Annotated in this window: 13 protein-coding genes; 10 read left to right on the top strand and 3 right to left on the bottom strand. The window is 61.1% G+C overall.

Features of this window, described 5'->3' with window-relative positions:
- The first annotated feature begins 78 nt into the window (after positions 1-78).
- Positions 79-477 carry an NUDIX hydrolase gene (locus tag ACF8E5_RS01550; RefSeq protein ID WP_058639282.1) on the top strand — a complete coding sequence of 133 codons (399 nt, stop codon included), beginning with the start codon at positions 79-81 and terminating at the stop codon, positions 475-477.
- Positions 478-520: 43 nt separating this feature from the next.
- Here ACF8E5_RS01550 and ACF8E5_RS01545 read toward each other — a convergent pair whose 3' ends face one another.
- Positions 521-1,072 carry an ATP-dependent Clp protease proteolytic subunit gene (locus ACF8E5_RS01545; RefSeq protein WP_058604595.1) on the bottom strand — a complete coding sequence of 184 codons (552 nt, stop codon included), beginning with the start codon at positions 1,070-1,072 and terminating at the stop codon, positions 521-523.
- Between the two features lie 186 nt (positions 1,073-1,258).
- Between ACF8E5_RS01545 and ACF8E5_RS01540 the strand changes: the two genes are divergently transcribed.
- Genes ACF8E5_RS01540 through ACF8E5_RS01525 form a run of 4 tightly spaced genes read left to right on the top strand, consistent with a single transcriptional unit; the run spans position 1,259 to position 5,110 of the window.
- Positions 1,259-2,176 carry a DUF72 domain-containing protein gene (locus tag ACF8E5_RS01540; RefSeq protein ID WP_392474806.1) on the top strand — a complete coding sequence of 306 codons (918 nt, stop codon included), beginning with the start codon at positions 1,259-1,261 and terminating at the stop codon, positions 2,174-2,176.
- The gene (locus tag ACF8E5_RS01535; RefSeq protein ID WP_196127759.1) at positions 2,173-2,958 is read left to right on the top strand and encodes an endonuclease/exonuclease/phosphatase family protein; all 786 of its coding nucleotides are present in this window, start codon (positions 2,173-2,175) and stop codon (positions 2,956-2,958) included. Before ACF8E5_RS01540 ends, ACF8E5_RS01535 begins: the two co-directional genes overlap by 4 nt.
- Positions 2,955-4,157, top strand: coding sequence for a cardiolipin synthase ClsB (clsB, locus tag ACF8E5_RS01530; protein WP_326383463.1), 1,203 nt, complete (start codon positions 2,955-2,957; stop codon positions 4,155-4,157). Before ACF8E5_RS01535 ends, clsB begins: the two co-directional genes overlap by 4 nt.
- The gene (locus ACF8E5_RS01525; RefSeq protein WP_197844472.1) at positions 4,157-5,110 is read left to right on the top strand and encodes a lysylphosphatidylglycerol synthase domain-containing protein; all 954 of its coding nucleotides are present in this window, start codon (positions 4,157-4,159) and stop codon (positions 5,108-5,110) included. Before clsB ends, ACF8E5_RS01525 begins: the two co-directional genes overlap by 1 nt.
- 173 nt (positions 5,111-5,283) lie before the next feature.
- On the opposite strand, the gene ACF8E5_RS01520 is transcribed toward ACF8E5_RS01525, so the two are convergent.
- Together ACF8E5_RS01520 and ACF8E5_RS01515 are read right to left on the bottom strand one after the other, a co-directional pair.
- Entirely contained in the window at positions 5,284-5,508 is a 225-nt protein-coding gene (locus tag ACF8E5_RS01520) for a metallothionein (RefSeq protein WP_027915593.1), read from the bottom strand.
- 2 nt (positions 5,509-5,510) lie between these two features.
- Entirely contained in the window at positions 5,511-5,969 is a 459-nt protein-coding gene (locus ACF8E5_RS01515) for a phosphotransferase system, HPr-related protein (protein ID WP_392474805.1), read from the bottom strand.
- A 148-nt stretch (positions 5,970-6,117) separates the two neighbouring features.
- Between ACF8E5_RS01515 and ligD the strand changes: the two genes are divergently transcribed.
- Genes ligD through ACF8E5_RS01490 form a run of 5 tightly spaced genes read left to right on the top strand, consistent with a single transcriptional unit; the run spans position 6,118 to position 11,722 of the window.
- Positions 6,118-8,619: a DNA ligase D gene (ligD, locus tag ACF8E5_RS01510; protein WP_392474804.1), complete on the top strand. Its 2,502-nt coding sequence runs from the start codon at positions 6,118-6,120 to the stop codon at positions 8,617-8,619.
- 34 nt (positions 8,620-8,653) lie between these two features.
- The gene (locus tag ACF8E5_RS01505; RefSeq protein ID WP_392474802.1) at positions 8,654-9,697 is read left to right on the top strand and encodes an acyl-CoA dehydrogenase; all 1,044 of its coding nucleotides are present in this window, start codon (positions 8,654-8,656) and stop codon (positions 9,695-9,697) included.
- Positions 9,694-10,449: a PIG-L deacetylase family protein gene (locus tag ACF8E5_RS01500; protein ID WP_145254441.1), complete on the top strand. Its 756-nt coding sequence runs from the start codon at positions 9,694-9,696 to the stop codon at positions 10,447-10,449. Before ACF8E5_RS01505 ends, ACF8E5_RS01500 begins: the two co-directional genes overlap by 4 nt.
- Before the next feature lie 11 nt (positions 10,450-10,460).
- Positions 10,461-11,060: a bifunctional 2-polyprenyl-6-hydroxyphenol methylase/3-demethylubiquinol 3-O-methyltransferase UbiG gene (locus ACF8E5_RS01495; RefSeq protein ID WP_144965838.1), complete on the top strand. Its 600-nt coding sequence runs from the start codon at positions 10,461-10,463 to the stop codon at positions 11,058-11,060.
- Positions 11,057-11,722 (top strand): glycosyltransferase family 2 protein, encoded by a 666-nt coding sequence (locus ACF8E5_RS01490; RefSeq protein ID WP_196125561.1) that lies wholly within the window; start codon positions 11,057-11,059, stop codon positions 11,720-11,722. The genes ACF8E5_RS01495 and ACF8E5_RS01490 overlap by 4 nt, the downstream gene beginning before the upstream one ends.
- Positions 11,723-11,726: the final 4 nt, after the last annotated feature.

Raw genomic sequence — 11,726 nt, 5'->3', positions numbered from 1 at the left:
CAATTGTTACAGTTTTATGACTTTTGCACGGTGCTCGGCGACTAACTCCTCATAGGAATGTGATTCGCCGGAGTACCCATGAAATCCGCCAAGCCCCGCGCAACCATCATCTGTCGGCATGGCAAACACGCTCATAAATGGCTGTGGGTTCGCAAGCCAAATGCCCCTTGGACGCTGCCAGGAGGCAAGGTAGAACCTGGTGAGACGCCGCTTGAGGCAGCCCAGCGCGAACTGCTGGAAGAGACAGGCCTGCAGGCCCACAATTTCACGCTGCTGATGCGCCACGAAACGCCACAACGCATGCATTATGTCTTCGAGGCCGAGTTCGACGAAGCACCGCAGCCCTGCGCCTTGCATGAGATCGCTGACTACCAGTTCGCCCATTTCGAGCACGTCAGCACGCTCAAGCAAGACATCAAGAAATTGATTCGCTCTTTGCTCGAGTGCGACGCAGCTACCGCAGCGTCTGTGCGCTAACGCCCACTTTACTGGCTGCTAATTCAAAAGCGGGCGTGCCGCTCTAAGCGTGCACGCTCCATTGGCAGTCGCCCGCCTCTATCGGCAAGTCGTCGATTGCATGAATCATCCCGCTGTCCAGGGCTTCTTGTGGGCCAAGGATTCGCGGGGCCGCCATCAAGTAGCGCGGCACGTCAAGTGCCTGCGCTGCACCCTCGGTGCGCTGCGCCACAATCTGCGCGTAAAGGCGCAAGTCATAATCCAGGCTCATGGCATATTCGGCCATGCGTGAGTGGTCGATGGAGCCGTGCAGCGTCCAGTGAAAGGGGTGGAAGAGGAACTTGCTGTGAGTGCACGCGGTGCGGTGCTCGCCGGCCAGGAACAGGATGTTGCCCATTGACTCGACCGTGCCCAGGTTGTGGGTATGCACACTGACCGGCAAGGTCCGCAGGTAGTTGTACAGGGTAAACCCGTAGCTGCACTCGCCGCCCATGGTGGCGACATTCAACTGCACCACTTCGGCCCCCTGGTTCACGGCCTTGGTGCAGGTGTTGATCAGATTGCCGCAGGTAGACGAGTTGATAGGGCCGGTGAAATGGATGATGTGTCGGGCCATGTGCACCTCCAAGAAGTGTCGATACAGAGCGTTGGTCACCACCCTGCCTGTCTAAAAGTGGCATCAAGCCTGCCCGCAAAGTTCAATTCCAGCCCTGCTCGCCACCACTGATCAACTGCGCCTGAACCCTCCTGCCGCTGCACTGGTCGCAATGATGAATGGAATGGAGATGCGATAGGAGGCAGCGTGAGCGAGGTACGCATTGGCATTTCAGGATGGCGATACGGTCCCTGGCGCAAGGACTTCTACCCCAAGGGGCTGCGCCAGGACGACGAACTGGCCTTCGCGTCGAGGGCAGTCAATACCATCGAGATCAACGGCTCGTTTTACAGCCTGCAAACGCCCGAACGCTATCAAGCCTGGCATGACGCCACACCCGATGACTTCGTGTTCGCGGTCAAGGCGCCGCGATACATCACCCACATCCGCAGACTTAAGGACATCGATACGCCATTGGCCAATTTCTTCGCCTCCGGGCCGCTCCTTCTCGGTAACAAGCTCGGCCCATTCTTATGGCAGTTTCCTGCCAACATGCGTTTCGACGCTGAGCGATTCGATGCATTTCTGCGATCGCTGCCGCGTGACCGCGCCGCTGCCCGACGCAGCGCCAGTGGCTGCGAGCAACGCCTGCAAGGTAACGGCGGCACGCAGATAAGCGGCAATGCGCCGCTACGCCATGCGGTGGAAATTCGTCACGAAAGTTTCCTGTGCGAGCGCTTCGTGGAACTGCTGCGCCAGCACAACGTTGCCCTGGTGGTTGCCGACAGCGCGGGCAAGTGGCCTTACGTGGAGGACGTCACCGCAGATTTCATGTACATGCGCCTGCATGGCGACGTCGAACTCTACAGCAGCGGTTATACCGTCAGCGCACTGCGCCGCTGGAAGAAACGGATCGAACAGTGGCGTGAGGGGAGTCAGGCCGACGATGCACACCTGATCGTACAGGGCCCTCCCCACCGGCGCTCAACCCGGGACGTGTACTGCTATTTCGATAACGACCAGAAAGTCCACGCCCCTTACGACGCGCGCCGATTGCTGGAAAAGATGCACCTGGACCACGAGCTGATGACAGAGCCGGGCGCCGAGCCGGAGGTTGAACTGTGAACCCTACACTCCCCGCGCCAAGCTGCATCATCGACAAAGTCACCGCCGTGCACCGTTTGAACGTGCTGACGCTCAACGTGCACAAAGGCTTCACCTTCTTCAACCGCCGCTTCATCCTGCCGGAGCTGCGCGATGCGGTACGTGCCACGGGCGCCGACCTGGTGTTTCTCCAGGAGGTGCATGGCAGCCACCAACAGCATGCGATCAGCCACCCTGCCTGGCCGCAGGCGCCCCAGTACGAATTCCTGGCAGACAGCATGTGGCCGCAATTTGCCTATGGGCGCAACGCCGTCTATCCCCATGGCGATCACGGCAACGCGTTGCTCTCCAAATTTCCGATCGTGCGTTCGGAAAACCTTGACGTCTCGGTGGCGGGAAATGAACAGCGAGGCCTGCTGCACTGTCAACTGGAAGTACCCGGCCATGACGAAGTACATGCGATCTGCGTGCACTTGGGGCTACGGGAGGCACACCGGCAGAAGCAGGTGAGTCTGCTGTTCGAGTTGCTCGACCGCCTGCCTGCCAAGGCGCCGGTGATTATCGCCGGCGACTTTAACGACTGGCGTCTGAAAGCAGATGCCGTGCTGTCGCAGCGCTTGATAGAGGCATTCGGGGAGCGTTTCGGCTCGCCAGCGCGCAGTTTTCCGGCACGCCTGCCGCTGCTTCGGCTTGACCGGATCTACGTGCGCAATGCCATGCCCCACGCTGCAAAGGTTTTATCCAACTATCCGTGGTCGCACCTGTCCGACCACGCCCCCCTGGCTGCGGAGATCAACGTGTGAAAAGACCTTGGGTCGATGGCAACAGCGTCGAGCTGCTGATCAATGGTGAGGCGTTCTACCCGCGGGTCTTCGAGGCCATGGGCCAGGCGCGCAATGAAATCCTGCTCGAGACATTCATCATCTACGAAGACAAAGTAGGCCATCAGCTGCAGCGTGCCCTGATCGAGGCAGCGCAACGCGGGGTCCGTGTCGAAGTGGTTGCCGACGGGTACGGCACCGCTGACCTGTCAGCCGAGTTCATCGCGGCGATGACCCAGGCGGGAGTAAGGTTTCACCTGTTCGACCCCCAGCCTCGTCTGGCGGGCCTGCGCACCAACCTGTTCCGCCGCCTGCATCGCAAGATTGTCGTGATCGACGGGAAGCGTGCGTTCATTGGCGGCATCAACTACAGCGCCGATCATCTCGGCGACTATGGCCCCATGGCCAAGCAGGACTACGCCGTGGAGGTAACCGGGCCAGTGGTCGCGCAGGTGCATGCCGTCAGCCGTCGATTGATGTCGCCGGTGCTCGAGCCCCCAAGCGAGGTGCGGCCTGTCACCGACCCCACTGGCGACATCACCGCCGTGATGGTAGAGCGGGATAATGGCCAGCGCAGCACGGCTATCGAAGCCTATTACCTCGAAGCGCTGCGTGGCGCGCGCAAGCGCATCGTGGTAGCCAATGCCTATTTTTTCCCAGGCTATCGCCTGTTGCGCGAGTTGCGTAACGCCGCGCGTCGCGGGGTAGAAGTGACCCTCATCATGCAGGGTGAGCCTGACATGTGGTGGGTGCGTACCCTGGCTCGCCTGCTCTACAACTACCTGCTTCGCGACGGGGTGCGGATCCATGAGTATTGCCGGCGCCCCCTGCACGGGAAGGTCGCACTGGTGGATGACGAATGGTCCACGGTCGGTTCGAGCAACCTCGACCCGCTGAGCCTGTCGTTCAACCTTGAAGCCAACCTGTTCATCCGCAGCCGTGCCTTCAATCAGCAGCTACATGACCACCTGCAGTCGCTGGCCAGCGAACAGTGCAAGACGGTCACCCTGGAGCGAATGATTCGCGGCTACTGGTGGCGGGCGCCACTGATCTTCTTGAGCTTCCACGTCATACGTCACTTCCCGCGCATTGCCGGTTGGCTACCTGCGCATCGCAAGCGCCTGAAAACGCCTGGGCAAGCCGTAGAGACCCAAGGCAACCTGCACGAGGGCAACACCTGATGGAACGAAAGCGTTGGCAAGTGTGGGCCAAGCGTCTGTTCACCGTCCTGTTCCTTATCCTGATCCCGGCGTTACTGTTCACGTTGGCGCGCAACCTGGATTGGAACGAGGTGCGTGAATCGCTGTTGGCCTACAAACCCGGCACATTGGCCGTCGGGTTGGTCATGGCACTGATGAGCTTCTTGATCTTTGCCAGCTACGACTTATTGGCCCGTACCTATACCGGTCACAAGTTGCCGGTCCGGCAAGTGCTGCCGATCGCCTTCGTGTGCTACGCCTTCAACCTCAACTTCACCACCTGGGTGGGCGGGGTTGCGTTGCGCTATCGGTTATACGGCAGGCTTGGGTTGGACACGCCCACCATCACACGCATTCTCACCTTGGGGCTACTGACCAACTGGATGGGCTACATGCTGCTGGCAGGCAGCGTGTTTGCCATGCGCCTGGTCGAATTGCCGGCAAACTGGGCGGTCGGCACCACTGGGCTGCAGCTCATTGGCCTCGCGCTGCTGGCCATTTCGATCGGCTATCTGCTGGCCTGCGGTTTTGCCAAAAAACGCACCTGGCGCTGGCGCGAGCATGAACTGACGCTGCCCTCGCTGCGGCTTGCGCTGTGCCAGGTGGCCTTAGGCGCCAGCAACTGGGCAATGATGGCGCTGCTGATCTTCTGGCTGTTGCCAGAGCAGGCGTTCTATCCCTCCATCCTGGGGGTTCTGCTGATCAGTTGCGTGGCCGGGGTGGTGGCTCACATTCCGGCAGGGCTTGGGGTGCTGGAAACCGTATTCCTGGGCCTGCTTCAGGGGCAGATTCCACAAGGCAGCCTGGTTGCAGCCTTACTGGCCTATCGAACCTTGTACTACCTGATACCGCTGGTGTTGGCGGTCATCACCTACTTGGTGCTGGAAAAGCGCGCTAAGACCATGCGCCGGCAAGATACGGCAGCATCAACGTGAAAGGGGTGGGCTTGGTGTGTGTGTCGCACAGCTAGTGCGGCTCCAAGCTCGGCACAGTCCCCTTGTAGGCACGCCTCGTAAGGCCGCTTCTATGGAATTCGCCAACGCTCTCAAACGGTTTGAGACAGGTTGAACAGGCCGGGTCTGCCTAGGCAGACCCGGCTCAATCTCCCTCACGGCGAAATAGGATCGCTCGCTGGGAAAGTCTCATCCAGCGCATTGTCCACACTGGTTTCCTTTTTCTGCTCAACCTTGCCACAGGTGCAGTCAGGCATGCGGCATGGCTCGCCGTTACGATGCCCGGTTGCACACGCTTCGCAGCAGTAGGCCTTGCCATTCTGCGGCAAGGTGCTCACCGTGCAGGAACACTCGGTACAAGCGCAGCGTAATTCGCTCATGATCAACTCCTTTCGTCTTCTTCGATTGCATCGTCAGTCCACGGTTTCCCGTCAAGCGGGTTGGTGCGGGCCAGTTCTGCTTCGTCAAGGCCTCGACCGCCGCCGATCTCGATCGCGTCTTTTTCGGTCAGCGCCTGATCGGCAGGGCCGCCGTACCCAGGCTCATGGGGATCTCGAGCGCCGGTTTCGTCCAGCAGCGTGTCAGGGCTCAGATCATCATCGGTGACACCGTCCTCATGCAGGCTGTCGGTCAGCGCCTCGCCGCCTGTCAAGCCGCTCTGGCACACCCGCTCTTCCGGGAATTCCTGCTCCACTTCACGCTCTGGTCGTTCATCACCTACCCGCCCCTGACGGTCATCAAGGCGATCACTGAAGTTCAGCTCATGCACACTGCCCATACGATCCTCGATGTCATCGATCTCGGTCGGGGTATAGGCTTTGGGTTCGTCGGGTCTGGACATTACGCCTCTCCATCAGTTGGCTTACCCAAAGTCGACTGCTTTGTAGCCAGGAAGATTCAGAGTTTTACGCGGCCAGTGGCGGTTTTTTGAACTCCGGTGCCGTTCCCCGTCTCCCAAGATCAAGACAGCGCAGGTTCCGGAGCCCCCCATGGCCACGCCACTCGAGGAATACGCGCGCAAGCGCGATTTCAACGCCACGCCCGAGCCAAGCGGCAAATCCGGCCGCAGCAAAGCGGCTCACGCGTTACAGTTCTGCATCCAGAAACATGACGCCAGCCATTTGCACTACGATTTCCGACTGGAACTGGACGGCACGCTCAAAAGTTGGGCGATTCCAAAGGGTCCCTCCCTGGATCCGAAAGTCAAACGCCTGGCCGTGCATGTCGAAGACCATCCGCTCGATTACGCCACCTTCGAAGGCCACATTCCGGAAGGTCACTACGGTGGAGGCGATGTCATCGTCTGGGACCGTGGGATCTGGGAACCTGATGGTGACCCGCATGAGGGTTACAAAAAAGGCAAATTGCGCTTTCGCCTGCAAGGCGAGAAGCTCGCGGGCATGTGGAACCTGTTCCGCACACGGCTGGCTGGCAAGAAAGAGCAATGGATGCTGGTCAAGTCGAATGACAGCCAGGCCCGCAGCGAGGCCCAGTACAGCATTGTCGAGGACCAGCCCGACAGCGTGATCAGCGACCGCACGTTGGTTGCCAAGCAATCCGCCAAAACGGCCAAACCCGGCAAAGGCAAGCCTGCCCCGACCAAGCAATCCGCCAAGTCCAAGCCCGCTGAGTTGCCAGACCATGTGCAGCCGCAGTTGGCCACGTTGGTCGAGTCACCCCCTTCAGGGGACTGGCGGTATGAGGTGAAGTACGACGGTTACCGCATCCTCGCGCGCATCGAGGGCGATGATGTGCGGCTCTACACCCGCAATGGCCATGACTGGAGCGCGAAGATGCCGGGCCAAATCGCTACGCTACGCGCGTTGGGTGTGGACTCTGCGTGGCTCGATGGCGAGATGGTCGTCAATGACGACCAGGGGGTTGCAGACTTCCAGGCCTTACAGAACGCATTCGATACCGCGCATGATGAACAAATCACCTATTACGTCTTCGACCTGCCGTTTCTGGGCGGTCAAGATCTGCGCGCCCTACCCTTGCAGCAGCGACGCGACGCGTTGGAGCGCTTGCTTGAGCACAACACTGCGGACAACCTCAAGTACTCTGCGGACTTCGACGAGCCGGTTGAAGCGTTGCTCGAGAGTGCCTGTAAGCTGGGCCTTGAAGGCTTGATCGGCAAGCGTGCCGACAGCAGCTATTCCGGCACGCGCAGCGCCGACTGGATCAAGCTCAAGTGCAAGCGGCGGCAGGAGTTTGTAGTGGTGGGCTATACCGACCCCAAGGGCAGCCGCAGTGGGTTCGGCGCCTTGCTATTGGCCCTGCACGACGACGCAGGCATGCTGCGTTACGCCGGCAAGGTGGGCACAGGGTTCAGTGCCACCACCCTTGACACATTGCACGCACAACTCAAACCCCTACAAACCGCCCAGCCTACTGTAGCCAACCCCCCCACTGGCGCCGAAGCCCGAGGGATACATTGGCTAGAGCCCACGTTGCTGGCCGAGATCGCCTTTGCCCAGATGACCCGTGACGGCGTAGTACGCCACGCGGTATTCCACGGTTTGCGCGACGACAAACCGGCAACCGATATCGACCTGGAGCGTGCCATGCCGAGCAAGACCGTCCATCAGCGCAAGGCGGCCAAGAGCACCGAGACGCTGGGTGATATGCGCCTGACCCACCCTGATCGCGTGATCGACCCTACCTCTGGCATGACCAAGCGTGACGTCGTCGAATACTACGCCCAGGTCAGCGAATGGATCTTGCCCCACCTCAAGAATCGGCCGGTTGCGCTTGTGCGTGCGCCAGACGGCCTCGCCGGGGAACTGTTTTTCCAGAAAAACGCGGGCCAGCTGCACATTCCAAACGTGCGTACGTACGGCAAAGAGGAAGCCGGCCAGGCCGCCATGGTCATCAACCGCCCTGACACTTTGCTCGGCGCCGTACAGATGAACATGCTTGAACTGCACACCTGGAACGCCACCGACACGCAGTTCGACCGGCCAGACCGTTTCGTACTCGACCTGGACCCTGACCCGGCCCTGCCGTGGAAGGCAATGCTGGAGGCCACCCAGCTGACCCTGACCCTGCTGGACGAACTGGGTCTGAAGGTGTTCATCAAGACCAGCGGGGGCAAAGGTATCCATCTGGTTGTCCCGCTAACGAGAAAAGCGAGCTGGGACGACGTCAAGGATTTCAGCCACGCCATCGTCACCTACCTGGCAAAACTGTTCCCTGATCGGCTCACCGCAGTGTCCGGCCCCAAGAACCGTGTAGGCCGCATCTTCATCGACTACTTGCGCAATGGCAAAGGTGCTACCACGGTGTGTGCTTACTCGCTGCGCGCTCGCGAGGGCTTGCCGGTGTCGGTGCCGGTCTGGCGTGAAGAACTGGCACAGCTCAAGGGCGCCAATCAGTGGACCATTGCCACAATAGGTGAGCGACTGGCCGATACCCAAGACCCTTGGGCCGACATGAGCAAGACCCGTCAATCCATCACGGCGCGGATGCGCAAACAACTTGGGCTCACGTGATGGGCGACGCCCAACGCGACAGGGAGTTACGCGCATGAGCATGCCTCAGAACTATGACCTCACCCAGCTGGACCGCTTGTTGCGCACTTATGACGAGCGGCTGCAGCCGCTCAATGTCGACACCCAGTTACTTGAACTGATGAAAGCTTTGCAGGCCCATTGCCTGGATATTCTGCCCAGGCCGGGCCACGGCAATACGCTTGAGCGTTGGCAGACCTTGTCGCGGGTCGCCGGCTGTGACCTGGTATTGGCCAAGCTCTATGAAGGGCATACGGACGCTTTGGCGATCCTGACCGAGTGTGGTGCTGGCCATCTTTCGTCTGAGGGGATCTGGGGCGTGTGGGCCGCAGAGCCCCCGGATGCTCGTGCCGTCATCACCTCCCAAGACGGGGGCCGTGTCCGCCTCGGCGGAAAGAAAGCGTGGTGTTCGGGCGCCTTGCAAATCGATCAGGCATTGATCACCGCCTGGGACGAGTCCGGTCAGCCACAGCTGGTTGCCATCCGCTTGGCCGACCCAACCTTGGGCCTCAATATCGAGCACTGGCAGGCTGTGGGCATGGCCAGCACTGCCAGCGTCGAGGTCGAATTCAACGACACACCTGGTGTACAGGTCGGCGCGGCGGGCCAATATTTGTCCAGGCCGGGCTTCTGGCACGGCGGCGCAGGCATAGCCGCCTGCTGGTATGGGGCGGCCGAGGCGCTGGCCGAATACCTGCGCGAGCACTGCCGCAAACCCAAACCAGACCCCCACGCAGACGCACACCTGGGCGCTGTAGATGCCGCCCTGTGCGGCGCTGGTGCGGCATTGCGTGAATGTGCTGCCTGGATCGATCGCAACCCAAGCGCCGATGCCAGCCTGATCGTGCAACGCGTGCGCGCTCAGGTTGAACATGCCGTGGAACACGTCATGCGTCACGTAGGCCGAGCATTGGGTGCAACCCCGTTTTGCCGTAATGCCCACTTTGCGCGCTTGAGCGCAGACCTGCCGGTGTTCATTCGCCAAAGTCACGCCGAGCGAGACCTTGCAGCCCTCGGCGAACAGACCGCACAGCTTTCTTCCGGAGCATGGCAGCTATGAGTGAAGACCTGATCCAGTCCAATGATGGTACGCCCTGGTCAGCGTGGCAGCACTCGGCCCATCTGGCCCGGGCCACCTGGCTCAATGCACACCAGCTCTGCCCGCCTGGTCGGCGCCTGGTGCTGATCGCACCCCATCCGGATGACGAGATTCTCATGGCAGGCGGTCTGCTGACCGATTTTGCCGGGCGTGAAGAGGACCTGGTGCTGATCTCGGCGACCGACGGCGAAGGCAGCCATCCCAGCTCGACCCGCTGGACAGAGCATCGTTTGCGTCGCGACCGGCCGCAAGAAAGTCGCAAGGCCATCGAGCAACTCGGGCTGGACCCCAAGCGTATCGATTGGCGCCGCCTGCACCTGAAGGACAGTCAACTGGCCAGGGAGGAAGCCTTTCTGGTCAGCCATCTGACTCAGCTACTGCGCCCTGAGGATGTGCTGATGACGACCTGGCGAGGTGACGGCCACTGCGATCACGAGGCCGTAGGCCGGGCCGGGGCACAGGCAGCGCTAGCGCGTAAAGCCCAGCTGGTGGAAGTCCCAGTATGGGCATGGCACTGGGGCCAACCTGACGATCCACGTCTGCCCTGGGAGCGCGCGCACCGCTTGCAACTCAATGAGGGCCAGGTGGCACGCAAGCGCAAAGCCATTGCTGCACACGCCAGCCAGTTCGAGCCTGACGGTTGTACACCGCCGGTGCTACGCCCTAACCTGCTGGACTGCGTGCTACAGCCCTTCGAACTGGTCTTCTTGTAAAAGGATTCGCCATGAGTATCGATGCCCAATATTTCGCCGACCTGTATGCCGCCAACGAAGACCCCTGGGCCTTTCGTACCCGCTGGTATGAAAAACGTAAACGCGACCTGGTCATGGCAAGCCTGCCCCGGCAGTGTTATGAACGGGTGTTCGAGCCCGCCTGCGCCAATGGCGAACTCAGTGTGCTGCTGGCCGAGCGCTGTGCCGAGTTGGTGTGCCAGGACCTCGACCCGAAGGCTGTGGGCTTGGCCACCGATCGCCTGGCCGATGTCCGCCATGCACAGGTCGAACGTGCGCGCCTGCCTGCCGACTGGCCAGGCGGGCGTTTCGATCTGATCGTGCTCAGCGAAGTGGGCTACTACCTTGATCCCACCGACTGGTTGCAGGTAATCGAACAGTCTGTCGCCAGCTTGTCCTACGACGGCGGCCTGCTGGCGTGTCACTGGAAGCACCCGATTGCCGGGTGCCCCCAGGACGGGCGCGAGGTGCACCGAATGCTGTCCAAACACCTGCCGCTGTACCCGGTGTTCTGCCACGACGAAGCCGACTTCATCATGGCTTACTGGTCGAATCAGCCCAGCGTGGTAGACCTGGACGAGACGTGCATATGATCGGCATCGTCATTCCGGCCCACAACGAAGCCCGGCGTCTGGGTCGATGCCTGAAGGCTGCCTCGGCTGCCGCCCAACACGCTGCGGTAGCCGGTCATGAGGTCGATATTCTGGTGGTGCTCGATCGCTGTACCGACGGCACCGCCGCCGTCGCCCGGCGCCATGGTGCACACACCTTCGCCATCGATGCCGGTAATGTCGGCATGGCTCGGCGCGCGGGCGCAGAATGGATGCTCGCGCGCGGTGCCACATGGCTCGCCTGCACAGACGCCGACAGCCAGGTTCCTGCCCACTGGCTGACGTCACAGCTCGAATGCGGCGCTGAAGTCGTCTGCGGTACGGTCCATGTGAGCCACTGGCAGCCCTGGCAGACCGCTGCGTTGCGCAAGCTCTACCTGAGCCGCTACGAGGCACGTGACGGTCATCGTCATATTCATGGAGCCAATCTCGGTGTGAGCGCCCAGGCGTATCAGCGCGTCGACGGTTTCCAGCCACTGGCTGCCCACGAGGATGTTCAACTGGTGCGGGACCTGGAAGCGCTGGGGGTGCCGATCAGTTGGTCGGCTGCGCACAGTGTGGCCACCAGCAGCCGGCGCGAGTGTCGAGCACGCGAAGGGTTTGGCGATTACCTGGCCGGCCTGCAGGAGCACCTGCAGGCCTAGCAGG

Origin of the sequence: Pseudomonas sp. WSY_20, from assembly GCF_043104335.1 — a bacterium.
GTDB classification, from domain to species: domain Bacteria; phylum Pseudomonadota; class Gammaproteobacteria; order Pseudomonadales; family Pseudomonadaceae; genus Aquipseudomonas; species Aquipseudomonas parafulva_B.
Note: the sequence above shows the minus strand (reverse complement) of the source record. Positions and strands in the feature narration are given on the sequence as shown.